Below are 26338 nucleotides of genomic sequence, written 5' to 3'. Positions count from 1 at the left end.
CCCTGCCGCCTCGACAGCGAAAACCGTCACCCTAATGGGGTAATGCCAGAGCAATGCCGGATTAGTACATTAAGTCACAGGGCTGAGACGATAAGTGACTTGACGTCAGGTTCCATACCGTCTGAGGCGCCAAGCGGTTTACCCAGCAGCAGAATCCGAAGAGGGGTCGACATGCCCCCTTCTGCATCCCCTCTCAAGGGCGTGACCGACTGAGGGGCACGTAGCTGGCCTGACGGCCGACGTCAGATCAACCACGGCCCGGTAGAAGCCTCCCCCTGTGTCCGGTTGCGCGACCGACTCCGGCGCCGCCGGTACCTCTCAACGGGCCTGCCTCAAGCCGACGTTCCCCACAGCCGACGAGCCGACACCACCTTCACCTTCGCCCGGGGCGCAACGGCGCCCAAGAGGCATGGCGGACACCGCCGCTGTCACCACCCCACCTCACGTCAGGAGTCGAACCATGAGTGGATGCGGCTGCAGGCAGTCCCCGATCGTCGTCGGCGGCTGTCAGCCCACCGGAGCGACCTGTCCTCCCGTCGGCGCCCGCGATGACTGTCCCGGCTCCCATCCGCGCCAGCACTGCGAAACGTCCCCGCTGCGCGATTCCGCCCCGTACCGGGTCGCAGCGACCGCGAGCAGCACCGACCCGACGCCGTACTACACCATCGCCAACACCCATGCCGCACTGGACCCTGTCGTCGCCCAGACCATCCTGAACGGTGGCACGGGCACGTTCCCGGCTGACGACGGGACGCACAACGGCCGGCACACCTGGCTCGCCGGCGTCGTGCACATCGACCCCGCGTCACTGTGCGACAACCCCACCACCGTCACGATCAGCGCCTCGGTCCATGTCCACAACGACGGCCCGAACGCGGCCTGCCAGCTCTACGGCCGCTTCGCCCTGTGGAACGGCACGACCCCGATCCGCACCGATCTCCTGGGGCCGCCCAATCTGCCGGCGGGTGGTGACGACAACGGCGTCATCCCGCCGACCTCCGTGTCCCTCGCGGACGTCCTCGCGGGAAAGATCGTCGTCGAGCTCAACCTCGAAACAGGCAACGACGACACCTGCCGAGTCGGCCCCAAACAGTGGACCGTCGACAGCTTCCTCCTCACCGTCCAGGCATCCGCCCCGGGCCGGGGCAGGCCATTCCTCCGTACGACCTGCCGCAACTGCGACGGCATGATCACCTGCACGACCGACACCCTCGACGGCGCGACCCCCTACGCCCCGGTCCCGCCGGTCTTCCCGGACGCCCCCTCCTGCCAGGAAGGATGCTCCACCACCCGGCCCCCGTGCCTCTCCACCGACCTGGGCAACGCCCTCACCCGGGGCAGCGACGGGTGCCTGTACGTGCCCGACACGCCCGCCCTGGACCCGTCTCCGTGCAACGCCGCACGGAACACCACCGGCGGGCTGCTCGTACCACGGGTCGACCTGACGGGCATCGCTCCGGGCGGCAACATCAGCACCGAGCGGTCGGTGGACATCGACGTCACCGAGACGCCCGGCTGCCCCGAAAGGTGGCGGATCGGCGCCCGTCTCACGCCGGTGAGCGCGTTCCACAACTCCGAGCGGCAGCACGCCAACCTCCTGGCCAAGGCCGGTGCCGATGTGCCGATCCCCGAGTCCGACATCGTGCTCCCGGAGGCCGGGGTGTACCACATCGACAGCGATGTACGGTACGCGCTCGGCACCGCCACCGGCGGCAGCGGCTACATCATCGGCTGGCTCCGGGACGAGACGACGGACACCCTCCTGACGAGCTTCACCCAGATCACGGCGATCAACGCGGCACGGCAGGAGCAACAGGGCGGAACCACCCACATCATGACCGAGTACACGGCCACATCAGGCCCCCGGACGGTCCGCCTGCACCTGATGTTCGTCCTCACCGGCGGCCTGATCTCCGACGCCGAGGCCGGCGGCACCGACAGCAACGGGGCGACCCGGATGCGTTTCCTCAAGGTCAGGGATTGAGGACGGTACGGGACGCGTTCGAAGCGCGTCGTCCGACGGCCGAGACCCGCGGAATTGAGGCGGGACCGACGAGAGTCGACGTGGTCACCCACCACACGGGCGGCAGGCAGTGATGGGCGCCGCCTCCAGCGGCCGGGCCCGGTAGGGAGTTCGCGCGCTCCCGACCCGTTCCCTGCCCCGGAAGACAATTATTCGAGCCGATGCGCATACGAGCCACTTCGTCGGGCACGCGCATTGACAGCGGACGATCACCGCTCGTCGAAGTGGCGTCCGTTCAGCAGGAAATCCTCGGCGAAGGAGTGGACTTCTCATGAATGAGATCTGGAGATACGGTCCGTCCGCCGCTCACACCACGAACAACTCTCTGACGGGGTACAAGGTCAAGGCGTCCGACGGGCGTATAGGCAAGGTCGACAAGCACTCCGGCGAGGTCCAGGCGCAGTATCTCGTCGTGGACACCGGGGTCTGGATTTTCGGCAAGCAGGTGCTCCTGCCTGCCGGTACCGTCACCGCCGTCGACCACGCCCATGCGACGATCTCCGTGGACCGGACGAAGGAAGAGATCCGGAACGCCCCCCATTACGACCGGGAAAAACGCATCAGCGGTGCGGACGTCCTGGACGAGATCGGCCGTTACTACGGGAGCACTCGGGTGTGACCCGTCCCCGAAAGCTGTACCCGTAGGTGATTCGCCAGCCCCGTCCCCGCGAGCAACGACCGGAGGAACGGGCCGCGAATCGCCGGCAGCAATGGCACGCCCCGGATGGGAATGTTCACCGCGCGAAGGAGCATTCCAGCATTCCTGTCCGGCATCACCACGTAAAGGAGACTCTTACCGTGGCTGCGAGTAAATCCCCTCAGTACACCGTTCCCGGAATGACGACGGCCGAGGGAGAAGAGGTCATCGGGCGGCTGCGGCTGCGGCTGCACGCGCTCAACGACCTGGCCCTCACCCTCAAGCACGTGCACTGGAACGTGGTGGGGCCGCACTTCATCGCCGTCCACGAAATGCTCGACCCGCAGGTCGAATCCGTCCGGGGCATGGTGGATGCCCTGGCGGAGCGCATCGCGACGCTCGGCGGCTCCCCCACCGGCACGCCGGGTGCGCTGGTCGACGAACGGACCTGGGACGACTATTCCATCGGGCGCGCCCAGGCCATCGAGCACCTGGGCGCGCTCGACGTGGTCTACAGCGGGATCATCAAGGGCCACCGGGAAGCGGTGGCCGCCACCGACGCGACCGACCCCGTGACGCAGGACCTGCTCATCGAGCATCTGAGGTCTCTTGAGTTGTTCCAGTGGTTCGTCAGGGCGCACCTGGAGAACGCCGGCGGGAAGCTCAGCACGGGCTCGGACGACGGCGAGACCGAGGCGGGCCGCGCAGCGGCACAGCAGGCACGCAACGAGCCCTGACCTCCGGACACCCCGTCGGCTTCCCGCTGACGGCAGGTGCCCGCCCGGTCCGGGACCGGGCGGGCACCTGTCTCCCACCGCCGGGGGCGTCGCCGAGGTGCCTCACCGAACCCGCACAGCGCGGCCTGCCGGGCCTCAAGTCGACCGTGATCGGCCGAACAGCTGGGAGCCGAGCGGGCGTTGCCGGTCGAAGCCGGGGAGGATCAGGAAGGTCGCGCCCGCGGTTGTGGTGGTGAAGGACAGCAGCGCGTCGGAGGTTTCCATGTGGGTGAGGGTGGCGGTGAAGGTCCGCAGGTCGTTCTGAAAGCTGATGAAGAGCAGGCCGGGGGCGGGCTCGTCGGTGCTGTAGGAGCGGCGGAGCATGACCCCGACCCCGACCACGGTGGCGTGCGCTCTGCGCACATGGGCGTCCGCGGGGACGAGATAGCGCCCGTCCGGTGTCTTGGCTCCGAGCTCCGGGCCCGAGGCGGCGGCGCCGCCGGAGAGGGGCACGCCGTCGGCCCGGCGGCGGCCGAAGACCGCTTCCTGCTCAGCCACGGACAGGGTGGCGAACCGCGGCAGATCGAGTTCCATACGGCGCAGTACGGCAAGAGTGCCGCCGGCGACCGCCGGGGGCCCCGCCAACCACAGGTCGCGTCGTTGTTCCGCGGTCGTGTGCGGGCCCACGATGCCGTCGAGGAAACCGAGCGGGTTGCGTGGTGCGGTAAGGCCGTTGCCGACGGACACGTTCGTACCGCGGTGTGCGGACTGGCGCCAGCGTTCGCGGACACGGTCCCCGGCCTGGTCGAGAAGCGCGGAGGCGACGACCGGTAGGAGCACCGGGTCTCCGGCGCAGATCTGTATCAGCAGGTCACCGCCGCGTGCGTGCGGGGCGATCCGCTCGCGGGAGAAGCGCGGGAGGTCGGCCGCGCCGGGCAGCGAGGCACCGGCCGTGCGCACCAACCGGGGGCCCACGCCGACGGTCACGGTGAGGTCGCCGGGCGGCAGGCCCAGCAGCCGCGGGTCGGTCCCGGCGGTGAGCGTGCGGATGGCCTGGCCGAGTTCGGCCAGCAACGGGCCGGGAGCCACGGTGGCGCCGAGATCGGCCACCACGGCGAGCAGGTGGGGCTGGGCCGGCTGTGGGAGCGTGACGCCTGCCTGATGACGGCCCGTCGCCGGAACAGGCATCGGCGTGGCCCCTTGGGCAGGCGCGTGCCGGCCTGACCGGGCGGAGTCCGGTGTGCACCCGGCGGTCAGACCGGCGGCCAGCATGGCGCCGGAAGCATCGAGGAACCTACGGCGTGACGGCTGGTGATCGGCTCGGCGCATGGAGTGCAGAGTGCCACACCCGAACCGTACATGCCGGTCAACTGCATGCTTGTGGTGGGGAATTGGGCTTCGTGCCAGACTGGGGCCATGTCTCGATCAGCTCTTCGCGTGGTGGCGGCGGTGGTGGGCACGCTGATGCTTGTGGCCGGCTGCGGCGGTGACGGCGGCTCGGGCAGAGGCCGGCGTCCGGCCGGCGCGCAGGTGACGATCCGGGTACCCGCCGACGCCCCGACGATCTCGGCCGCGGTGTCCTTGGCCCACCCCGGTGACCTGGTGCTGGTGGCTCCGGGGAGCTACCACGAGTCGGTGAAGATCGACACGGCGCGTATCACTCTTCGCGGTGCGTCCCGGGACAAGGTCGTCATCGACGGGCGGTTGCAGCAGCCGAACGGCGTCGTCGTCTCGGCCCCCGGGGTGGCCGTGGAGAACCTGACCGTGGAGAACAACACGCAGAACGGCGTCCTGGTCACCGGTTCGGCGAAGGCGGCCGCCGGTCTGCCGGGGGGAAGCGGCGGCTACGACACCGGCGCCGAGCCCGTCACCTTCCTGAAGTCGTTCCTGATCTCCCATGTGACCGCGACCCGCAACGGTCTGTACGGCATCTACGCGTTCTCCGCCCAGAACGGTGTCATCGCGCACTCCTACGCTTCGGGCGGTGCCGACTCAGGCATCTACGTCGGCCAGTGCAAGCCCTGCAACATCGTGGTGCGGGACAACGTCGCCGAACTCAACGCGGTCGGTTACGAGGGCACCAACGCCAGCGAGGACATCTACGTGGTCGGCAACCGCCTGGTCGGCAACCGGGTCGGGCTCACCACCAACGCCGACCACCAGGAGAAACTGCTCCCGCAGAAGGGCTCCGTCATCGCGGGCAATCTGATCGCCGCCAATCAGCAGACGGCCACCCCGGAGCAGGCCGACGGCGGGTGGGGCATCGGCGTCGGCATCGACGGCGGCAGCGGCAACCGGTTCCTCCGCAACCGCATCGACGGCAACCGCAACGCCGGGCTGATGATCACCGCGACCGCCGACCTCCCTCCGGACGGCAACCAGTTCGTGGAGAACTCGTTCACCGGCAACGGCGTCGACATCGGCTGGACGTTCCCCACCGCCACACGGGGACGGGGCAACTGCCTGCGGGGCAACGAACTGCGCACCACCGTGCCGGCCCGGCTCGCGACGACTGCGGCCTGCCCGCTGCCGGCCGGGGCCTCCTCGCCGGCCGGCACCTGGGCGGCACCCAAGGCCCCCGGTGGCATCCCGTTCACCGAGGTCGCGGCACCTGCTCCGCAGCCGCAGTTCCCCCACGCCACCACCGCGGGCGCCACCGCCGTCCCGGCCGTCCCGGCCCTGCCGAAGCTGGCGGGCATCCAGGTGCCGACGGCGTCCCTGCTCACCGCGAACGCGCGGGTGCAGACGTCCTGAACGGCGGCTAACGGGGCGTGGCGGCTGCGGGTACCGGCTCGACCGGCACGTACGGGTGGGTGTCGAAGTCGATGACCACCGGTTCCGGCTGCGACCCCACACCGACGCGGACGCGGTACATGGTGCCGTCGGAGCCGATCCAGTAGCGCACGTTGCCCGCCGTTCCGGAGCGGTCGGGGGAGGACGGCCCGGTCATGACGTCCACCCGGCGCCCGTCCAGTTGTTTCCGACCCCACCAGGCGGCGCCGTTCTGCGACAGCAGTTCGGCGTTGTCCGGCCGGTCGCCGCCGAGGCCGAGCGCGATGGACAGGGAGGTGTCCAGTGCGCTGCCGGCTGCCAGCAGGGGACGGTCGTACCAGCCCGAACGGGGCGGTGACGCGGGTGCGTGTGCCGGGGCGTCCGGCATCGGGCGGACGTGTACCGCGGTAGGTGTCCACTGGATCAGCCCGTCGCTGGACCTGTCGCGCCCGGTGCCGTGCACGGCGCCGTAACCGACCTTGCGCCGATAGTCGACGGCCCCGGTGACGGTCAGTCCGCCGGCGGGGCCCGGCACGGTGATCGTCACCGCACGGCCCTGCGCCTGGTAGTTACGGAACCGTGTGATCGCCAGCCGGTTCGCCTCGTCCGCCGTCAGCGGGCGCGGGCCGTCGGCGCCGGAGCCACCGCGGAGGAGCAGGAACGCGGCCACCGCAGCCACCCCGACGGCCGCGATGCCGATGACGGCCGCGGCCCGGCGCGACCGTGGCCATCGGCGCCGGTCGGCCGGGCGCCCCGGTGGGGCCTGCCGGACTTTCACGCCCCGCACGGGGTTCGACGCTGGCACTCTCCGATTCATCCTCTCGATCACCCGCCGTCCGGCCACGTGGGCTCGCGGCGGCATGCGGCAGTCCGGCGGCAGACGACGCCGAGGCCGGTCCTGGCGGACCGGTCGCGAGGTGAGCTGCCCGTTCGCGCCGTCCGGGCCGCGGACGGGCAGCTCACCGTTGTGCGGTTCGGCTCAGTGTTGCCGGGCGCGACGATTCCGGGTCACGAACGTGATGACCAGGCCCGTCCCCACCAGCAGACCGACGAGGCCGAGCAGCTCCGCCGTCCCGGGCGTACCGGTGTTCGCCAGCGAGCCCCCGTTTCCACCGGCCGGGGCCGGGTGGTTGGCAGGCGGGGCGGGCGCCGGCGGCGCAGGCGACGGCGGCGCGGAGTCCGCGGGCGGCGTCGGAGTCGGCGTTGGCGTCGGGGTCGGAGTCGGAGTTGGCGTCGGGGTTTCCTTCGGGATGTAGACCCCGGCGTCGATCGTGTGATCGACGCCGCCCGGCTTGTCCGGCGCCGTGACGGGCGCGTAGCCGCTGCACAACGGCCCGGTGGTCGGCGGGGTCACGTTGGAGTCGTGGCCACGGTCGGAACCGGCTCGCGGGAGCGTGAACCTCAGCTCGCTCGCCGGGGGGTGCTCGGGCACCTGGCCGGTGTCCGCGGTGCACACGTCGAACTGCACCGTGTACTTCGCGCCCGGCGTGAGTTCGTACGCGGCGCCGACACCACCGAAGTAGTACTCGCCGGCGGCATCGGTCCTGGTCGTGGCGACCTGTTTGCCGTCCGCGTCCAGCAGGTTGATCGTCGCCCCCGGCAGCAGCACATGCCCCGGGTCCTGGATGCCGTTGTGGTCGCCGTCGAACCACACGACGTTGCCGATCTGGATCGGCGCGTTCGCCGCCGCGTACGCGATGTCACCGAGCCCGCCGGCCTTGCCGAACCCGCCCTGTTCCTGGCTGACGAACTGGAACCCGTTGGCGGCCGGGTTGTTGCCCGGGCCCTCACCGGTCGTGATGTCGTGGTATCCGGTCCCAGAGGTCGCGACGTTGACGACCGGGTCGAACTCCGTGCTGACGACCCACTGCTGCTGGGGGATGTAGGCCACCGACCCCAGCGCGGTCTCCTGGTGCGCGTTGGCGTAGAAGTCGCCCGGAAAGTATTCGACGACGCCGGCGGCCTGGCCGCCGTTGTTCGCGGGGGTGGCGTGGTTGGGGCAGCTCCCGGTGCCTTCCCACTGGTATTCACCGGTGGCAGTGGCGCAGACCATGGTGATGTCACCACCGGACATGCCGTTCTCCGCCCTGTCGTTCCCGGGACGGGGGTCCAGCCCTCCCCAACTGAGCACGTCCATGAACCGGTCGCGGAAGCCCAGGATCATCGAGCCGTCGCGGGCGAAGGCGAGGGAGGACAGCTCCGGCTGCGGATCGATGAAGACGTTGCCGGACTCCCGCTCGTCCCAGGTCTCCGGGCTGGTGTTCCACGGGTTCCAGTGGGTGGCCTTGTCGCCGGCTCCGAAGACGCTGCCGCGTTCGTCCGTGAGCGGGTGGCTGAACACCGTGCTGAACCGCTTGCCGTCGTAGGTGGCGACGAAGGCTTTCAGGTCCGCGCGCCGCTGCGTGCTCTCGGCGCTGCACACGCCGCCGACGTAGAGCGTGTTGTCGTGGACCTGGAGACCGAACGGCCGCCAGTCGTCGCGGCTCGCGCACCCCGGGTCCGGGATCGGGACCGTCGACTTCGGCGCCGCGGCGGTGGCCCCGGTCGCGGCGAAGCTCACCAGGCTGCGGGTCCGCAGGTTCACCGCGTACAGCGTGGCGCCGTCCTCCGACAGGGCCAGGCCACCGATGCTCTCCTTGCCCGGCGCGTCGGTGAACCCGGAATCCTTGATCATGTTGGCGGAGTCGTGCCGCGTCACCGCGGCGTCCGGCACCCGTGCGAACAGCTCCGGCGCCCCTGAGCCGTTGACCGGCACCGTGTAGATCGCGTTCCCGCCCTGCGGCCCGTACGGGGTGTACCGGCGGGCGAACGCGCTCTGGAACAGCCGGGTCCGGTACGTGTCGTACGCCAACCCGAACGTGGTGCCCACCTGGTCCTGCGTGGCCAGCGTGGTCGGGCACGCCACATCGGTGGGACACGTGCCCCGGGCCTTCGTCCCGAACGCCACCAACGCCCGCTTGTCGGTCCCGTTGGCGCCGTTGTGGACCGGTACGAAGTACCGCGAGTCCGGCAGTGCGTAATCGGCCGGGTCCCACACGCCCGTCACCACCGAGGCGTTCTTTCCGTCCGACACGTCCACGAACGAGGTGAAGCTGTCGAAGTGGTTCTCCTCCGTCGACGCGGGCGCCGCCCGCAGATAGCCGCTGTACGGCGCCGGGACGCTGACGTCGACGCGGTATCGGCCGCCGCTCAGCGCGGTCGACCGCGACACCACGACCTTTCCGGTGGCATCCGTGACGCCGGTGACACGGTGCCCGGCGGGGTCGGAGATCTCCACCTTCATGCCCCGCTGCGGCACGTCCATCGTCGCGTTGAGCACGCCGGTGCCGAAGAAGTCGCGCAGCACCGCAACTGTCAGCGTGCCGTCGGCGGTCGAAGCGGCGGCCGGGCCGGCCGTCGTTGCCACGGCGCCGCCTGTCAGGAGGAGAACGGATAACCCGAGGCGTGCCGACGGGCCCACAAGTCCGCGGCCCGACCAGCGTGAATCCTTGCCGGTTCGGTTCATGGCATCACACTCCACACATCTCTTGTCGGGAAAACGAAGGGCCCGCTTCTCGCTACCCGCTCACTCCGCGACACCGGGCGCGGGCGCCGGTCGCGAAGGTCACGGAAGGAAGAAGGGCCCACTGCTGTGGCGTGGACCGCTTGCTGGAGATCGCATGAGGATGGAGCGGTGGGTCGTCAGCATCGCAGGCCAGGAAATGCAGACGTGCGTTCGTTGCCTGGAGCAGGTCCGCCCGGGGTACGTGCTTGCAGCTCCATCACGGCGTCTTGCCCCCCCGCCCTCGACCTCACCGACGGCCGTCGCGAGCAGTGCGCGTACCTTACCGCCTGGAGTCGCGCCGTAACCAGCAGATCCCCTCACATCCTCCGGAAACCGGCAAGAGCGTCCGAACGCCCGCCGGGATGCCGTCTCCACCCTGTTTATCTGATGATCAGCTGGGGAGTATCGCGGCAATTGGATCTTGCAAGCTCTTCGTGGACGTTGCCGGGTCACGGGCCCGCGTACCGGCTGGTCGGCAGCGTCATCGTGGTGGTGTGTCAGGTACGGCCGGAAGACCTGCTGCCGCAGCCGGCTGCGGCACGGGGGGATCGCTGAGGTCGGCGGTGCCTTACCGCCGATCGCGGCCCGGACCCGGAATCGCAAGAAAGGCCGATCGTTGACCCGACTCCATCCCCTACCCCGCCGCCGACCCGGATCCGAGGCGGCGCCCGACTACAAGGCCGGGGCTTTCGGCCATCGGAGGACCGGTGAGCAGGGCCGGCTGCGCGCGCTGGAGGACCTGTGGGACCCGTTCACCGAGCACTACTTGAGACAGGCGGGTGTGCCCGCCACGGCCCGCTGTCTGGAAGTCGGGGCAGGCGCCGGGTCGGTGGCCCGGATGCTGGCCCGGATCTGCCCGGGCGGTGACGTCACCGCGACCGATATCGACACCCGCTTCTTCGAGGAGCTCACGGCCGAAGAGCGCATCACCGTCCTCTGCCACGACGTGACCCGGGACGGCTTTCCCCCCGGCTCGTTCGAGGTGGTCCACGCCCGGATGGTCCTGTGCCATCTGGCCGACCCCGCACAGGTGGTGGCCGCCCTGGCCGAGTGGCTGCGTCCCGGTGGTCTCCTCCTGGTCGAGGACCTCGATCTGGGGCCCGCCGATGCCTCGCCCCACCCGGTGATGCGCCGGGGTTTGCATGTTGCCGAGCAGACCCTCGGGGTCTCCCAGGGCAGCGATCTCCGCCTGGGCCGACGGTTGCAGGCCCTGGTGACCGACGGCGGCTTCACCCTGGGCGGCATGGGGGTGCAGCCGGTGCTGATCGGTGCCGGCGGTCCCGCGGACGAGTTCTGGCAGCTGTCGTTCGCTCAACTCCGCGATTTCCAGGCCCGGAACGACTCCGCCCTGGCCGGTGAGTTGGACGCGGCGCTCTCCTTGATCGACCATCCCGACTTCACGGATCTCGGTATGCACGCCGTCTCCGTATGGGGCCGGAAGCCCGTGCAGCCGACCGGGTAGCCCTCGGCATGACAGTTCCGGAAGTGGACGCCGCCACCGCCGCGGTCCGTACCCCTCCCCCGGTGCTTGAGCGCTGACCCGACACGCGCCGTTCTCGCCTCACCGTTCCTGAGATCCGACCCATGCCGTCTACGTGGAGGCCCCCATGGCTGAACCCCGTCCGTCCTCGCCGTACACCTCCACCGCCTCCGACCCCGCCTCCCTACCTGCTGATGCCGTGGCGGTGATCGGGGTGGGCCTGCGTCTGCCGGGCGGCATCCACCGCCTCGACCAGCTAGGCCAGGCCCTTCAGGAAGGACGCGACCTGGTCGGCACCATGCCTTCGGACCGCTTCGATCTCAGCGCCCATCAAGCCCGCCGCCCGGGAACACCGGGCAAGTTCCACTCCGTGGCGGGCGGCTTCCTGCCCGAACCGGAAGTCACCGGCTTCGACACCTCGTACTTCGGCATCACTCCCAAGGAAGCGTCCCGTATCGACCCGCAGCAGCGTCTGCTGCTCGAGTGCGCGGTCGAGGCCCTCGACGACGCCGCCCTCGACATCAAGGCCCTGGCCGGCAGCGAAACCGCCGTCATCACCGGTGTCTCCACCCACGACTACGCCGACCTTCAGGCGCGCCGCCTGCGTTCGAGCAACCCCTACACCACGACCGGCGGACTCCTGTCGATCACGGCCAACCGCGTCTCGTACGAACTGGATCTGACCGGCCCGTCCAGCGCCGTGGACACCGCCTGTTCCTCCGGCCTGACCGCGCTGCACCAGGCGTGCGAGCAGCTGCGCACCGGCCGCAGCCCGCTCGCCCTGGCAGGCGCCGTGAACCTGATGCTGTCGCCGGGCCCCTTCGTCGGCTTCGCGCAGGCCGGAGTGGTCTCGCCGACGGGGCGTTGCCACCCCTTCGGAGCCGCGGCCGACGGCTTCGTACGCTCCGAGGGCGCCGTGATGCTCGTCCTGAAGCCCTTGGCCGCCGCGCTCGCCGACGGCGACCGGGTGCATGGCGTCGTCCTGGCCACCGCACTCAACTCCGACGGCCGCACCGTGGGTCTGTCCGCGCCGAGTTCCCGCACCCAGGCCGCTCTGCTACGCCGTGTGTACGCCACCGCCGGTATCGACCCGCGCGAGGTGTCCTATGTGGAGGCGCACGGCACCGGCACCCTGGTCGGCGACCCCGTCGAGTGTGCGGCGCTGGGGCAGGTGCTCGGCAGCCACCGTGCCGGCGCCCCGCTTCCGATCGGTTCGGTCAAGTCCAATCTCGGGCATCTGGAAGCGGCGGCCGGGATGGCGGGGGTCCTGAAGTCGTTGACCGTGATCAAGTCCCGTTCCATCCCGAGGACTTTGCACGCCGATCCGCCCAACCCGAAGATCGACTTCGAGCGCCTCGGTCTGCAGCCGGTACTCGCCACCCGTCCCGTGCCCGGCGACAGCCGTGTCGTGGTCGGCATCAACTCCTTCGGGATCGGCGGTGCCAACGCGCACGCCGTCCTGGCCGCACCGCCGGTGCTGCCGTCGGCGTCGGCCCGGGCCGATGGCGCCGGCAGCGCCGCGGTGAGCGACAGCGCCGCCGCGCCGGTCGTCGGCGCCGCAGCGCGGCCGGTGCCGGTCATCGTTTCCGCGCATACGCCCCAGGCGCTGACCTGCGCCCTGGAGTCCTGGGCGGAGCACTTCACCGCCCTGGCCGCCGACCCTTCGCAGGGGCCCGAGGCCCTGTACGACGCCGCCGTCACCTCCTGCCGGCGACGGACCCGGCGCCGCCACGGCATGGCCTTCTTCGCCACCGGCCTCACCCAGGCCGCCGAAGTCCTGGCCCGGGCGGCACAGGGACAGGAAGCCGGCACCGCCACCGAACGCCTGGTGGGCGGAGGCCGGATCGGCTTCGTCTTCAGCGGGAACGGCTCGCAGTGGGCGGGCATGGGGGCCGAACTCCTCGGCCGGGACCGTGCGTTCACCGCCGAGGTCGAAGCCGTCAGCGACGCACTCGAACCGCTGCTCGGCTGGCAGGTGCGCGAGGAGCTGGCCAGCGCCGACGCCTCCCGTTGGGACCGTACGGAAGTCGCGCAGCCGATGCTGTTCGCCGTCCAGGCGGGCCTGGTCGCCGCCCTGTCCGCCCGGGGCGTTGATCCGCACGCCGTCATGGGACACAGCGTCGGGGAAGTGGCCGCCGCGTACTGTGCAGGTGGCCTCACCCGGGCCCAAGCCTGCCGCGTCATCGCCGCCCGCAGCCTCGCGCAGGCCGCCACCGCGGGTTCGGGAGGCATGGCCGCGGTGGGCCTGAGCGAAGACGCGGCCCGGGAACGGCTCGACCGGGCTCAGCTGCACGACCGCGTGGAGATCGCCGCGATCAACTCGGACCAGGACGTCACCCTCGCGGGCCCGCACGAGGACCTTGCGGCCCTCGGCGCGGCACTCGATTCCGACGGCGTCTTCTTCCGGGACCTGCGCCTCGACTACGCCTTCCACACGCAAGCCATGGACCCCGTGCGCGACCAGCTGGATCGGGCACTGAAATCCCTGACCCCCGGGGCCTTCCGCATCCCGATGATCTCCACGGTGACCGGCCGCGCCGGGGCAGGGGACGCCCTGGACGCCGGGTACTGGTGGGCCAATATCCGCCGCCCCGTCCGCTTCCACCAGGCCGCCACCGCCTTGACCGCCGGGGACGCCGCCTGCGACGTCCTGGTCGAAATCGGCCCGCACCCCGTGCTGACCGCCTACCTGCGACGTGCCACCGCCGGCGCCCCCACCCCCAGCGTGATCGTTCCCACCCTGTCCCGGACGTTCGCCACCGTGGACGCTCTGCAACAGACCGTCCTGCGCGTACTCGCCGCCGGGGCAGCGGTGGACTGGGACCGCCACTTCCCCCGTCCCGGTGCGGTGGCCGACCTGCCGACGGTGGCGTGGCAGCGCGAGCGGCACTGGAACGGCGACGCGTCCTGGTGGCGGGAAGACTCCCCCGGCGAGGAAGCCGCCGGTGTCCACCCCCTTCTCGGATCCCGCCAAGCCGGACCGGAAGCAGCGTGGCTGAACCATCTGGACGCCGACCGGCTGTCCTGGATGGCGGACCACCGGGTCGCGGACGCTGTCGTCTGGCCCGCCGCAGGCTTTGTGGAAATGGCTCTGGCCGCCGCGCGGACCCGGCACGACGGACCACTGGAAATCACCGGCCTGTCCATCGACCGAGCCCTGACCCTCGACTGGGGCGCCGACTCGGCAAGCCCCGCGGACGGGGACGACGTCCACCTGGCCACCCACCTTGCCCAGGACGGCAGGCTCACCATCCGCAGCCGCACGGGGGAACAGGAGTGGACCGAGCACGTCCGCGCCGGCGTGCGGAGTCTGCTCCGCCCTCAGCGCCCCCGCCTGGACACCGCCGCCCTGGAACGCCGCCTGCCGGACAGGCGGCCCGCCGTCGACCACTACGCGGCCGCGCAGCGCGCCGGGCTCGACTACGGGCCGGCGTTCCGGACCGTCACACACCTGCACACCGGGCCGGACGCATCCCTGGGCCGCTACGGGTTCACCGCGCCGATCGAGCCCGAGCCCGGAGTCATCGCCCACCCCACGCTGGTGGACGGCGCCCTGCAGACCTGTCTGCCGCTGATGTTCACCGCGGACCGACCCGCCCCGTTCCTGCCCGCCCGCATCACCACCATCCGCAGTTGGCGGGCCCTGCCCTCCTCCGGCTTCACCCATGTCACCCGCGCCGCCGGCCCCGACGCCCGGTGGGACATCGCCGTGTGTGACGACGACGGCGACGTGTGCATGGAACTGCTCGGCTGCGAACTGCGACGCTTCGACACCGTGACCGTCGACGAACAGGACCGCCTCACCGAAGTCCTGCGCGCGGCTCCCGTACCCGGCCAACCCGAGCCCGGCCGGAGCCCGCTGCCGGCCCCGCAGGCACTGCCGGAGCTGGTCAGGAGCCAGAAGGATGCCCATCTGGGCCGGCTGCACCGGATCAGCGACGCGCTCCGGCCGCGGCTGCTCGAAGTCTGCGCCCACTTCACGGCCCAGGCCGTGCACCACCTGCTCCCCGCCGCGAAGCACTCCTCGTTCGGCCTGGGCGACCTCCTCGACGCCGGAGTCCAGGCCAAGCACGCGAAGCTGCTCGGCGTCCTGCTGCCCCAGGCCGTCAGCCACGGCGTCCTCACCGCCACCGGGCCCGACGCCTGGAGCCTCCCGGCCGCGCCACGTCCCGAGGAACTGTTCAGCCGTCTGCTGGAGGACTTTCCCGATCAGAGCGTCACCGTCCTCACCTACGGTGTGTGCGGGGGCCGCCTCGCCGATGTCCTCACCGGTGACGCCAACCCTCTGGAGCTGCTCTTCTCCGAGTCCGACCATCTCGTCCAGCGGTTCTACGAGGCCAGCACCTTCTTCGCCCCGCACACCCATGCCCTCGTCGGCTGGATCCGCAAGGTCGTCGAGGGCTGGCCCGCCGACCGGCCGCTGCGCATCCTGGAGGTCGGTGCGGGCACCGGCGCCACCACCGCGGCCCTGCTGCCGCATCTGCCGCCCGAGCGTGTCCACTACACCTTCACCGATGTGTCCCCCGCGTTCTTCCCCGCCGCCGAGAAGCGCTTCGCCACCTACGACTTCCTCGTCCACCAGGTCCTGGACGCGGACAGCGACCCCGTGGCCCAAGGCTTCGAGCCCGGTGCCTACGACCTCGTCATCGCCGCGAACGTCCTGCACGCCACGAGCGACATCTCCCGCGCCCTGCGCTCCATGGCCACCTTGCTCGCCGACGGCGGCCATCTGATCGCCCTGGAAACCCACAGTGTGGAACTCCTGGCGCCGGTGTTCGGCCTGCTGGACTCCTTCTGGCTCCCCACCGACGAGGACGTCCGCCCCGACGGTCCACTGGTGCCCTACGACCGCTGGCCCGGCCTCCTCGCCGAGTGCGGCTTCGCGGCCACGGAACGCTATGACGACACCGCCGCGGACCGGCCCTACGTGTCCCTCATCGTCGCGGAGCGCGGCGCCCACGCCGTCCCCGACAAGGCGACGGACGGTACTTCTCCCGGCGCATCGGGCGTGCGGCGGTCGGACACCGCCGCAACGGCGCTCGACCACGCGACGCAGCGGTCCTGGCTGCTGAGCACACCTACCGCCGACTCCCCCACCGAGCTGGTGCACCGGCTGACCCGAGCACTGCACGCCGCATCCCCCCACGGCCGCGTCCACCACGTCGCGGAGGCAAGCGGTGCGGACTCCTGGGCCCGCGAACTGACCGGTGCGGCAGACGGAACCGAGGCACCCCGGCCGGTGAGCGACGTGATCCTCCTCGCCGAGCCGGCCGATGGAACAGGGCCACAGCACCACACCGACGACGGCGTCCGGCAGCTTGCCGCGCTGCGTGACCTCACGCGTGCCTGGAGCCGGAGTGCGCAGCCAGGCGAAGGGAGCCTGCGTGTCTGGATCGTCGACGCCGGCGGTCAGCAGCCACCCACCCCGCCGCCCTCACCCCATGGCGCCCCCCTGTGGGGCGCCGCGCGAAGCCTGGCGAACGAACACCCCTCGCTGAGCGTGCGGCGCATCGCCTTGACCGAACCCGGCGACGAGGACACGCTCCAGCGTCTCCTGCACGAAGTGCACCACCTTCAGGGCAGCGCAGCCGCGGCGGACAGCCCCGAGGCGCTCGTCGACGACGAGGTCGTCCTCACGCCGCACGGCCGCTTCGCCACGCGTGTCACACCGCTGCCCGCCACTGAGGCCACCTCCGAGTCCGAGCCCCACTACGCACTGCACGTCGATACCCCCGGACGCCATCCCCGTTTCACCTGGCGCGCCACCACCGCGCTCCGCCCGGCCGAAGGCGAGGTCGTCATCCGTACCGCGGCCGCGGCGCTGAACCACCACGACCTGCTGACCGCGACCGGTGACAGCTCCCTGCCCGCAGCCCGGCGCCACGGATTCCTCGGCCTCGGCCTGGACTGCGCGGGCACCGTCACCGCAGTCGGCCCCGGTGTCACCCGTCTCGCACCGGGCGACCGCGTCGCGGCCATGGCCCACACCGCCCTGGCCTCCCATGTCCTCGCTTCCAGCGATCACGTCATACCGCTGCCCGACGCCATGGAATTCACCGCGGCGACCACCCTGCCCACCGCCTTCCTCACCGCCCACCACGCCCTTCAGCAGTGCGCTGTCCTGACCGAGGACGACACCGTCCTCGTGCACGCCGCCGCCGGGGGCGTCGGGTTGGCCGCCCTGCAACTCGCGCAGCGAGCCGGCGCGCGCGTCATCGCCACGGCCGGTACCCCCGCCAAACGGAGCCTGCTGCGTCTCCTCGGCGTCGAGCAGGTGCTGGACTCGCGCACCCTGGACTTCGCCGAGCAGATCGCAGACCTGACCGACGGCCGCGGAGTCGACGTCGTCCTCAGCGCTCTGCCCGGCGAGGCCCGCCTGCGCAGCCTGCGCCTGCTCGCCCCGCAGGGACGCTTCATCGACCTCGGCCGACACGAGGGGGAGCAGGACGAGGCACTGCCCGTTTCCCCGGTGGCCCGCAACGCCTCCTTCTTCGGCGTGGACACCCTGGACCTGCACGGCCGACAAGCGCCTGTGGTACGGCGTCACTTCACGGAGCTGGCCGAAGCCGTCACCACCGGCCGCTGGAGGCCGGTGCCCCATCACACATTCCCCGCGCACCGCTTCGGGGATGCCTTCAGCCTGCTGCACCACGCCCGGCACATCGGGAAGATCGTCATCACTTTCGACTCCCCACCGCCGGTCGTCGGCTCCGAGCCCACGAGCGCACTCGACCCGGACGCCGCTTACGTCATCACCGGTGGCCTGGCGGGTTTCGGCGCCGCCACGGCCCGCCACTTCGCCGCACGCGGCGCCCGCCACCTCCATCTCGTCGGACGCCGAGGTGCCCGAACGCCCGGCGCCGCGCAGCTGCTCGACGAGCTGCGCGCCGCGAAGGTCGAGGTGACCGTGCACCGCGCCGACATCACCCGGCCCGGCGCCCTCGACCCGGTGCGCACCGCCCTCCGGGAGCGGCGCCTGGGCGGTGTCGTGCACGCCGCCATGGTCCTCGCGGACGCTCCCTTGGCCGACGTCACCGACACCCACCTGGAAACCGTCCTCGCCCCCAAGATCACCGGGCTCCATGCGCTCGACGCGCTCGCCGAAGACCACGATCCCGACTTCTTCCTCGCCTACAGTTCCGTGGCCGCCCTCGACGGCAACATTCAGCAAGCCCCCTACGTCGCCGCCAACGCTGCGATGGAAGCGCTGATCCGGGCCCGACACCGACGCGGCAGCCCCGCCCTCGCCGTGCAATGGGGTGTCATCGGGGACGCCGGATACGTCCACCGCACCGGACGTACCGACGAGATGGCCTCCTACGGCATGGCCCCCGTCACCGCCACCGACGCGCTCACCGCACTCGACCGGCTGCTCGCCACCCGAACGGGACCCGTCGTCGCCCTGGGCCGCTTCGACTGGGACAGCATCAGCCGCGTCCTGCCCCGCCTTGCGGCCCCCAGGACCGGCGCACTGCTCCCACCGCATCACGTGAGCACCGACGGCCTCACCACCTTGCGCAGCACAGTGGCCACGATGCGCAGCGACGAGGCCCTCGCCCTGATCGAGGAGAAGGTCGCCGAGCTCGCCGCCGCCGTCCTGCACACCCCCGTGGACCGCCTCGACCGCACCTGCCGCCTGGACCTGCTCGGCATCGACTCCCTGATGTTCCTCGAACTCTCCACGGCACTCCGCCAGCACCTCGGCTGTGACATCCCCACCCTGGAACTGATGGGCGCCGCCCACCTCCCCGACATCGCCAAGCGAGCCCTGCACCGTATCCAGCAGCAGGGTTCCCCCGATCCCACCAAGACGGTCGCCCGTCCCGGAGCGGAGTGAACACGCATGAACGCCCACGGCCCGGCGGACAGTTCAGCCCGCCTCACCACCGCCATCGACCAACCGGACTTCGTCGCCCTCCGCCCGGCCACCGGTGACGCACACGTCCTACGCCTCTACTGCATGCCGCCCGCGGGGATGAGCGCCTCCTACTTCCAAGCCTTCACCCCCCACCTGCCGACCGCCGTCGGCGTGCACGCCCTGCAACTGCCCGGACGCGGACGCGCCATCGGCACGCCGGCGCACACCGACCCGCACCGCCTCGGACAGCTCCTCGCGGAACGCATCCGCCAGGACGACGACGGCCATCCTTATGCCGTGTTCGGTCACAGCGTGGGATCACTCGTCGCCTACGAGACCGTCACATGCCTCACCCGGCAGGGGCACCGCCCGCCCACCCTGCTCGCCCTGTCCGCCATGGCCGCCCCCCACCACCCCGACTTCACCGCACGGGCTCCGGATGTCCTGCTCGGCGGCCGAGAAGGGTTCGAGAAGCTCTTCGGCCGCCTGCCCGACCAGGCCGACCACGACCCCAGGGCGCTGATCAACACCTGGGTTCCGAGGCTCGCCGATCTTCTGCTCGCACTGCAATTCCCGCCCCACCAGGGACCACCGCTGGACACCCAACTCGCCCTCTACGGCGGCGAGGACGACCCCGTCATCTCCCCGGGCGCCTTGGCCGACTGGAACGACCTCAGCAGCCAACCGGCCACCCCGCGCCTCTTTCCCGGCAATCACACCTACCTCCTCGACAACGCCGAAGCCCTCAGCTCCCGGCTCACCGCCGACATCCTCACCTCCCTGCGAGGGTGGGAATGCCCGGTCAACGGCCCCGGCGCACCTTCGGGGGAGTGTCCCATTGCCACCCTTCGGAACAGAGCTCCGTCATGATCAGTGATTGTTTGCCTGCGTAGTCACAGGGCAGCCCGGGCCTTGGGCCGGGGACGGGTTCCTGCGGTGGTTTCGGCTGCTGTGGCTGCTCGGGGTGTCCGGGGAGAAGGCGGCTGGCGACCGCGTTGCCGACGCGGCGCCTCGTCGTCCTGTTCCGTCCGGTGGTCCGCGACATTTCCGCACCTCTTCTCGCCGGGTTCGTCACGCCCGTGGCGCTGAAAGGTAGTTGTCCCGGACAGTGCCGGTTCCCTCTCCGTGCACACGTCGTCGACCGCCTGTGCACGAGAGCCCCGCCGGGATGCGGGTACCGCGTGTGGCCCGGTGGTGCGCTGCCGGAACGGAACCAGTGTGCTGTGGGCCAAGTTCGGTGCGGGCGATCGGCCTAACGTCCCCTCAGCCGTTCGGTCCGGCTCTGTCGCGTCGCCCGAGCGAACGCCCCAGTCGCCGCCCGCACCGTGCGGCGCCGAACCATCACAGGAGGCTGTCGAGGTGCCTGCAATACCCGTCGGCGGGCTGGTCCCCCGCGCCGTCGAGGACGCCGCCGACGTCGTCGTCCGCAATGCGAAGATCCACACCGGAGACGCGGGCCGTCCCCAGGCCGGTGCCCTCGCCATCCGTGGCGGCCTGATTACGGCCGTGGGCGGCGAGGCGGACATCGCCCGGTCATCGGAGCGTCCACCACCGTGGTGGACACGCTCGGCCGGCGCGTGGGCCCGCCCTCAACGACTCGCTCCTGCACGTGATCCGGGGCGGCTTGAACTACGTCCTCGAACTGCGCTGGGACGGCGTGACCTCGCTGCGCCAGGCCCTGGCGATGCTGCGCGAGCAGGCAGCCCGCACCCCAAGGGGCAGTGAGTGCGCGTCGGCGGCGGCTGGTCGGCCGAGCAGTTCGCCGAGCGACGGCTCCCCACGCCCGCCGAACTGAACGAAGTCGCGCCGACACCCCGGTGTTCGTCCTTCACCTCTACTCAGTCCGGCACCGTCATCACCTCAGGTTCGCGCGGAGGCCGGCGCGTCTCACCAGCTGGTGAACAGCAGGTGGTTGATCAGCAGGGCGAGCGTGGCCTGGGCTGTCAGCCAGTAGCGGCGCCCCGCGGTCGGCAGGAGGGCGGTGGCCGTGAGGAGGAAGGCGGCGAAGGGCAGCCAGATGCGTTCGGTCTCGGCCTTGCTCATGCCGGACAGGTCAGCCGCAGCGAGGGCGAGGAGTGTGGCCAGGACGAGGGCGGCGAGGCGGTCGGTGGCGGTCGTTTCGCCGGTGCGCAGCCGTTGAACCATGGAAGGGGTGCGGGCCAGTGATCTGCGCAGTCCGGCGACGGTGGCGAGTCCGATGACGAGGACCGTGCAGGCGAGGTTGGCCCAGACGAAATAGCCGTACGGACGGACGCCCCCCGCGCCTTGGTAGTAGCGCTTGACCAGCAGGTGGTACCCCTCCCACCAGTTGAATCCCGTAAGGGCGAAGGCGAGCGGGACGACGGATGCTCCGAGGAGGGACAGCGGGAGCGGGCGCAGAGTGCGGGTGAGGAGCAGGACCGCCGCCGCGATGAGCGTGAACAGGGTCAGACCGTAGGAGAGGTGGAGCGTGAGGCCGAACAGGAGGCCGGAGCCGAGCGCGGCGGCTGTCGGGTAGCGGGTTGCGCGGGTCGCGGCCAGGGTGAGCAGGGCGATCGTCCAGGCGGTGACGGCGGCGAAGTAGCCGTCCGCCGAGGCGCCGATCCAGATCGCGGCCGGGGCCAGGAGCAGGTAGGGCGCGGCCCTGCGGGCGAGTGCCTCGGAGGCGAGGGAGCGCACGGTGAGGAGTACGGCGACCACGGCACTGCTGCCCACGGTGATGCAGAAGACACCCGCCCAGGCGCCGCCGCCGAGGCCGATGCGGTCGAGCAGGACGAAGGTGAGAGTGGCGCCCGGTGGGTGGCCGGCGATGTGTGCGGGCCAGTTGTCGGGGGCGCCTACGACGATGTGGTGGGTGAAGTCCCGCAGCGTCGCCGCAATGTCATGGAATCGGCCGATGCCCTGAAGGTATTCGTTCGTGGTGGTGAGCCGTTCGGCGATGCCGCGATACCAGCCGTCGATGAGCGCGAGGGACCAGATCCAGGCCATGGACGTGACCCAGGCGCCGAGGAGCAGTGCACGCCACGGAAGCCGTGCGGCGAGCTGCGGACCGTAGGCGATCACCGCCGCGGCGACGACGAGTGCCGCCGGCGTGCCTGGGCCGATATGCGGATCCCACCAGGCGGCCAAGGGGGGCCAGTTGAGACGCAGGACACCGTCGGGGCCGTCGATGGCCACACCGATGACGATGGCAGCCGCGACGAGCAGGACGGCGAGAGCGGCAGCGAAGAGGTCGCGGCGTACGCCGATGTGGTCGTTGGTACTCACACCTCCGCACGTTAGGCGAGGGAGGCCCGGTACAGGGTCCTTGACGGGCAGGCGTCACCGGACCGTCAGATCCTCGCGCTCCGACCATCGCTTCACTCCCATGCACCCGATCCATCCGCGTTTCGTCATCTTTTGGCCCCTTCGTACCCCGTGGCGGGCATACCTTCGAGCCATGCGGCACACCTCACGGATCACCACCCCGGACAACCCCGGATTCTGGCGCAGCCCCCTGCGCGGCCCTTGGCTCACCTCGGTCCTGGGCGTCGTACTCCTTGCCGGTATCACCCTGCTGTTCGTGACGGGCCTGCTGTCGTACGCCGCGTACAACCCGAATCTGTCGCCGTTCAACGACAAGACACCGGACAAGGGCCTGCTCGGTTTCTATCTCTTCGACTGGCCGACGAACCCGCACTGGCTCTACCGGCTCAGCCAGGGCCTTCATGTCACGGTGGGCATCACGCTGATCCCCGTTCTGCTCGCCAAGCTGTGGTCGGTGGTCCCCAAACTGTTCACGCTGCCCCCGGTGCGGTCGGTGGCACATGCACTGGAACGGCTCTCGCTGCTGTTCCTTGTCGGTGGTGTGCTGTTCGAGTTCATCACCGGGGTGCTCAACATCCAATTGGACTACCTCTTCCCGGGCTCCTTCTACCGCCTGCACTTCTACGGCGCCTGGGTGTTCTTCGGCGCCTTCACGGTGCATGTCGCGTTGAAGCTGCCCAAGGCGCTGCGGGTACTGCGCGAGCGAGGGCTGCGGGACCTGGGCCGGGAGCCGCAGCGAGAACGGGAGCCGGACGAGGACAGCGGCCTGGTGACGCCCCGGCCCGCCGAGCCGACCGTGTCACGGCGCGGGACTCTCGGCATGGTCGGCGCGGGCTCCCTGCTGTTGTTCGCGACGACGGCCGGGCAGGGCTTCGACGGACTGCGGCGCACCGCGCTCCTCGCGCCGCGCGGCGGGGGTGATCCGGGGTCCGGGCCGAGCGGGTTCCAGATCAACAAGACGGCTGCGGGGGTGGGCATCGATCCGGTCGACACCGGCGGGGAGTGGCGGCTGACCCTCAGCGGGCCACGCGGCGACCTCCGCCTCTCCCGGGACGACCTGCTGCAACTCGATCTGCACAGCTCCGCGTTGCCCATCGCCTGTGTGGAGGGGTGGTCGACGTCCGACCAGTGGTGGCGCGGTGTGCGCCTGCGGGACCTGGCTGACCTCGCCGGCTTCGAGCAGGGCCCGCCGGGTGTTCTGGTGGAGTCGTTGCAGCGCAGTGGCGCCTTCCGGAAGGCCGCGCTGCGCGACAACCAGGTGCGTGACCCGCGTTCCCTGCTCGCGCTACAGGTCAACGGCGAGGATCTGTCGCTGGACCACGGGTACCCGGCGCGGATCATCGTGCCGGCCGCGCCCGGAGTGCTCAATACCAAGTGGGTGGCCACGTTGACCTTTGGAGAGCTGCGATGAACCATTTCCGGCGTTGGTACGGCCAGGGCCCGCTGCACTTTCTGTTGCTGGCCGCCTCGTTCGCGCTCGCGCTCTACGCCGGCGTGCGTCTCCTGAACGGCAACTGGTTGGCGATCGCCGCCTGGTTCGTCGGCGCCGCACTCGTCCACGACCTGCTCTTCGTGCCGCTGTACGCGTGCGCCGACCGGGCCCTAGCCACGGTGGCGGGCCGGGCCGGCGGACGTCGCCCCTGGATCAACTTCGTACGCGTGCCGGCTTTCCTGTCCCTGCTGTTGCTGCTGGTCTGGTTCCCCCTGGTCACCGGACGGGTGAAGGACTACGAGTCCGTCACCGGACTGTCGGGGGACGTGTTCCTCGCCCGCTGGCTGCTCATCTCGGCCGCGCTGTTCGCCGGTTCGGCCCTGTGGCTGGTGGTGCGGGTGTCACGCGGACGGCGCAGCGCCACGAAGGGGCGTCCGTCGACGGCCCACTGAGCCGTGGGCCGCCAGCCGAGCCGGCGTGCGTACCGGTGCAGCGCCGGAGCGCCGAGGCGGGCCCAGGGGAACGCCCCGCCCGGGGCGCCACGCCCGTCGTCGACGTGCACATCCACCCGCTCGTCGACGTCGATGGGTGCGGTCTCGGCGATCAACAGCCCGTTGGGGGCGAGGAGGTCCGCGGTCCGGGTGAGCAGCGCGACGGGGTCGCCGCCGATGCCCAGGTTGCCGTCGATGAGCAGGGCGGTGCCCCAGCGCCCCTCGCCCGGAAGGGATTCGAAGACCGACCGGAGCAGCGCCGTGCCACCGAGCCTCAGCGCATGGTCGACGGCGGCCTCGCTGACGTCGATGCCCAGGGCGCGTCGGCCACGCGCGGCGAGTTCGGCGACGAGGCGGCCCGGACCGCACCCGATGTCCAGGACGCTGCCCTGGCAGCGGTGGAGTGCGGACAGGTCGGCCCGGTCGGGGTCCGCACACCAGCGCTCGACGTCGAGCGGCAGCAGCCAGCCGTCGCCGCGTCGCAGGAACAGCGGGCCACGGCCGCGGCGCAGGGCGTCGGTGTAGGCATCCGCACGCCAGGGGGCGGCCTGGCCGGAGCCATCGGCCGCGGCTGCGCGGACGACACCCGGCGCCGTGGTACTCATCGGCCACCCACCAGGAAGGAGGGACCGGCCGCTGGTGCGAGCCGGGCGTATGCCGCGGCGAACCGGCTGTCCGGCGCGAGGGCCGCGACCGCTCCGGCGTCGTCCGCCGTGTCGACGTCGCGCAGGCGGGGCAGGTCGCGCACCCGCAGCCCCGCGTCGGTGAGCCGGGCTCGTTGGGCTGCACCGGTCCACGTCGTGGACATGGGCACACCCCGCAGCAGTTCCGGGTCGGGCTCGGCCAGGCCAAGGGCCCAGAAGCCGCCGTCGACGGCCGGTCCGAACCAGGCGTCGCAGCCCTGCCAGGCTTCGGCGCCGAGAGCGGGGGCGAGGAGTCCGGGCGAGATCTGCGGGGTGTCCATGCCGACGAGCAGGGTCGGCCCGTCGCACCCGGCGAAGGCGGCGGCGAGCCGTTCGTCCAGGCCGCCCGCGCACTGTGGCACGACCTCCACGCCGGGCGGCAGCCATGGCCCGGACTCCCCGTCGAGCACCAGGACGCGTCGGCGAGCAGGCGCCGCGAGGACGGTGTCGAGGGTGTCGATGAGTGCGGCCGCGGCCAGTCCTGCGGCCTGCTCGGGTGAGTAGGGCGGGGTGAGGCGGGTCTTCACGCGCCCCGGCACCGGCTCTTTGGCGATGACGAGCAGGGTCGTGCACGGGCTCACTCCGTATCCCCCGTCCGGCGTGCCGCCGTGGCCCGGCCTGTCGTGACCTCACCTGTCGCCGGCCCCCCTGCCCCGCCCGCCGGCGGCTCCGCGAGCACCGCTCGCATGTCGCGCACGGCGTGCCACGTCCCCCGCCAGGTACCGGTGACCTTCGACTTGCCGGTGCGCGGCAGATACGGCACGTCCCGCTCCTCGATCCGCCAGCCCGCGTCGGCCGCCCGCACCACCATCTGCAACGGATAGCCACTGCGCCGGTCGGTCAGGCCGAGCCCGAGCAGGGCTTCGCGCCGGGCCGCCCGCAGCGGCCCCAGGTCGTGCAGTCGCAGGCCGGTGCGCCGCCGCAGTATCCGGGACAGCGCGAGATTGCCCGCACGGGCATGCGCCGGCCATGCCCCGGGTCCTTGCGGTCGCCGGCGCCCGAGGATCAGGTCGGCGCCCCCCGCGAGAACGTCCCGGACGAACGGTTCGAGCAGTCCCGGATCGAGCGAGGCATCGCAGTCGCAGAAGCAGACAAGGTCCGCGTCGGACGCGGTGAGTCCGGCGTGGCAGGCCGCTCCGAAGCCGCGCCGCGGCTCGTGCACGACGGTTGCGCCCAAGGAGCGGGCCAGGTCGGCCGAGCCGTCGGTCGACCCGTTGTCGACGACGATCGCCCGCCAGCCCGCGGGGATGCGTTCGAGGACCCAGGGAAGCGCGGCGGCCTCGTCGAGACAGGGCAGCACCACATCGGTGCGAACGGCGCGTGGGCCGGCCGGACTGGCCGACGCTGGGGTAGATCGAGTCACATCGCTCACCCTACGAACCCGAAACGGATATTTCCGACTTCAAGCCCTCGCGAA

Annotated in this window: 15 protein-coding genes and 1 pseudogene; 9 read left to right on the top strand and 7 right to left on the bottom strand. The window is 71.2% G+C overall.

Translation table 11 applies throughout. From position 1 onward, the window contains the following. The first annotated feature begins 460 nt into the window (after window positions 1-460). The 3 genes from ACZ4U4_RS25240 (at window position 461) to ACZ4U4_RS25230 (ending at window position 3397) form a co-directional block, all read left to right on the top strand. Window positions 461-1984, top strand: a complete 1524-nt coding sequence (locus tag ACZ4U4_RS25240; protein WP_467878459.1) for a hypothetical protein — start codon at window positions 461-463, stop codon at window positions 1982-1984. Between the two features lie 310 nt (window positions 1985-2294). Continuing rightward, window positions 2295-2642, top strand: a complete 348-nt coding sequence (locus ACZ4U4_RS25235; RefSeq protein WP_467878456.1) for a PRC-barrel domain containing protein — start codon at window positions 2295-2297, stop codon at window positions 2640-2642. A 218-nt stretch (window positions 2643-2860) separates the two neighbouring features. Further along, the gene (locus tag ACZ4U4_RS25230; protein ID WP_467878454.1) at window positions 2861-3397 is read left to right on the top strand and encodes a Dps family protein; all 537 of its coding nucleotides are present in this window, start codon (window positions 2861-2863) and stop codon (window positions 3395-3397) included. A 135-nt stretch (window positions 3398-3532) separates the two neighbouring features. On the opposite strand, the gene ACZ4U4_RS25225 is transcribed toward ACZ4U4_RS25230, so the two are convergent. Beyond that, complete coding sequence (locus ACZ4U4_RS25225) at window positions 3533-4705, bottom strand: Dyp-type peroxidase (protein WP_467878451.1); 1173 nt, start codon at window positions 4703-4705, stop codon at window positions 3533-3535. 87 nt (window positions 4706-4792) lie between these two features. Between ACZ4U4_RS25225 and ACZ4U4_RS25220 the strand changes: the two genes are divergently transcribed. Further along, on the top strand, window positions 4793-6130 hold the full coding sequence (locus ACZ4U4_RS25220; RefSeq protein WP_467878448.1) for a right-handed parallel beta-helix repeat-containing protein: 1338 nt from the start codon (window positions 4793-4795) through the stop codon (window positions 6128-6130). A gap of 7 nt (window positions 6131-6137) precedes the next feature. Here the strand turns inward: ACZ4U4_RS25220 and ACZ4U4_RS25215 are convergent, their stop codons facing one another. Further along, window positions 6138-6818: a hypothetical protein gene (locus ACZ4U4_RS25215; protein ID WP_467878446.1), complete on the bottom strand. Its 681-nt coding sequence runs from the start codon at window positions 6816-6818 to the stop codon at window positions 6138-6140. Between the two features lie 309 nt (window positions 6819-7127). After that, complete coding sequence (locus tag ACZ4U4_RS25210) at window positions 7128-9554, bottom strand: SdrD B-like domain-containing protein (protein ID WP_467878443.1); 2427 nt, start codon at window positions 9552-9554, stop codon at window positions 7128-7130. A gap of 754 nt (window positions 9555-10308) precedes the next feature. Here ACZ4U4_RS25210 and ACZ4U4_RS25205 point away from each other — a divergent pair. From ACZ4U4_RS25205 to ACZ4U4_RS25190, 4 genes and pseudogenes are all read left to right on the top strand, one after another. Then, window positions 10309-11154, top strand: a complete 846-nt coding sequence (locus ACZ4U4_RS25205) for a class I SAM-dependent methyltransferase (protein WP_467878440.1) — start codon at window positions 10309-10311, stop codon at window positions 11152-11154. Window positions 11155-11299: 145 nt separating this feature from the next. Further along, on the top strand, window positions 11300-19009 hold the full coding sequence (locus ACZ4U4_RS25200) for an SDR family NAD(P)-dependent oxidoreductase (protein ID WP_467878437.1): 7710 nt from the start codon (window positions 11300-11302) through the stop codon (window positions 19007-19009). Between the two features lie 6 nt (window positions 19010-19015). Then, window positions 19016-19900, top strand: coding sequence for a thioesterase II family protein (locus ACZ4U4_RS25195; RefSeq protein ID WP_467878434.1), 885 nt, complete (start codon window positions 19016-19018; stop codon window positions 19898-19900). A gap of 567 nt (window positions 19901-20467) precedes the next feature. Further along, window positions 20468-20868, top strand: a pseudogene (locus ACZ4U4_RS25190) (amidohydrolase family protein); the annotation flags it as partial. Window positions 20869-20917: 49 nt separating this feature from the next. Here ACZ4U4_RS25190 and ACZ4U4_RS25185 read toward each other — a convergent pair. Next, entirely contained in the window at window positions 20918-22276 is a 1359-nt protein-coding gene (locus ACZ4U4_RS25185) for a hypothetical protein (protein WP_467878431.1), read from the bottom strand. 172 nt (window positions 22277-22448) lie between these two features. Here ACZ4U4_RS25185 and ACZ4U4_RS25180 point away from each other — a divergent pair, with 172 nt between their 5' ends. Continuing rightward, the gene (locus tag ACZ4U4_RS25180) at window positions 22449-23726 is read left to right on the top strand and encodes a molybdopterin-dependent oxidoreductase (protein ID WP_467878428.1); all 1278 of its coding nucleotides are present in this window, start codon (window positions 22449-22451) and stop codon (window positions 23724-23726) included. Between the two features lie 316 nt (window positions 23727-24042). Here the strand turns inward: ACZ4U4_RS25180 and ACZ4U4_RS25175 are convergent, their stop codons facing one another. Genes ACZ4U4_RS25175 through ACZ4U4_RS25165 form a run of 3 tightly spaced genes read right to left on the bottom strand, consistent with a single transcriptional unit; the run spans window position 24043 to window position 26284 of the window. Next, window positions 24043-24843 carry a class I SAM-dependent methyltransferase gene (locus ACZ4U4_RS25175; RefSeq protein ID WP_467878425.1) on the bottom strand — a complete coding sequence of 267 codons (801 nt, stop codon included), beginning with the start codon at window positions 24841-24843 and terminating at the stop codon, window positions 24043-24045. Continuing rightward, window positions 24840-25502 carry a TIGR04282 family arsenosugar biosynthesis glycosyltransferase gene (locus ACZ4U4_RS25170; RefSeq protein ID WP_467878423.1) on the bottom strand — a complete coding sequence of 221 codons (663 nt, stop codon included), beginning with the start codon at window positions 25500-25502 and terminating at the stop codon, window positions 24840-24842. The genes ACZ4U4_RS25175 and ACZ4U4_RS25170 overlap by 4 nt, the downstream gene beginning before the upstream one ends. Then, window positions 25499-26284 carry a glycosyltransferase family 2 protein gene (locus tag ACZ4U4_RS25165; RefSeq protein WP_467878769.1) on the bottom strand — a complete coding sequence of 262 codons (786 nt, stop codon included), beginning with the start codon at window positions 26282-26284 and terminating at the stop codon, window positions 25499-25501. The genes ACZ4U4_RS25170 and ACZ4U4_RS25165 overlap by 4 nt, the downstream gene beginning before the upstream one ends. Window positions 26285-26338 lie beyond the last annotated feature (54 nt).

The sequence above is a fragment of the Streptomyces sp. NPDC029159 genome, from assembly GCF_055564055.1.
Note: the sequence above shows the minus strand (reverse complement) of the source record. Positions and strands in the feature narration are given on the sequence as shown.

Bases quoted from the DNA above. Each gene is read 5' to 3' on its own strand.
- ACZ4U4_RS25240 (WP_467878459.1), top strand. From the start codon at position 461: ATGAGTGGATGCGGCTGCAGGCAGTCCCCGATCGTCGTCGGCGGCTGT.
- ACZ4U4_RS25235 (WP_467878456.1), top strand. From the start codon at position 2,295: ATGAATGAGATCTGGAGATACGGTCCGTCCGCCGCTCACACCACGAAC.
- ACZ4U4_RS25230 (WP_467878454.1), top strand. From the start codon at position 2,861: ATGACGACGGCCGAGGGAGAAGAGGTCATCGGGCGGCTGCGGCTGCGG.
- ACZ4U4_RS25225 (WP_467878451.1), bottom strand. From the start codon at position 4,705: ATGCGCCGAGCCGATCACCAGCCGTCACGCCGTAGGTTCCTCGATGCT.
- ACZ4U4_RS25220 (WP_467878448.1), top strand. From the start codon at position 4,793: ATGTCTCGATCAGCTCTTCGCGTGGTGGCGGCGGTGGTGGGCACGCTG.
- ACZ4U4_RS25200 (WP_467878437.1), top strand. From the start codon at position 11,300: ATGGCTGAACCCCGTCCGTCCTCGCCGTACACCTCCACCGCCTCCGAC.
- ACZ4U4_RS25195 (WP_467878434.1), top strand. From the start codon at position 19,016: ATGAACGCCCACGGCCCGGCGGACAGTTCAGCCCGCCTCACCACCGCC.
- ACZ4U4_RS25180 (WP_467878428.1), top strand. From the start codon at position 22,449: ATGCGGCACACCTCACGGATCACCACCCCGGACAACCCCGGATTCTGG.
- ACZ4U4_RS25175 (WP_467878425.1), bottom strand. From the start codon at position 24,843: ATGAGTACCACGGCGCCGGGTGTCGTCCGCGCAGCCGCGGCCGATGGC.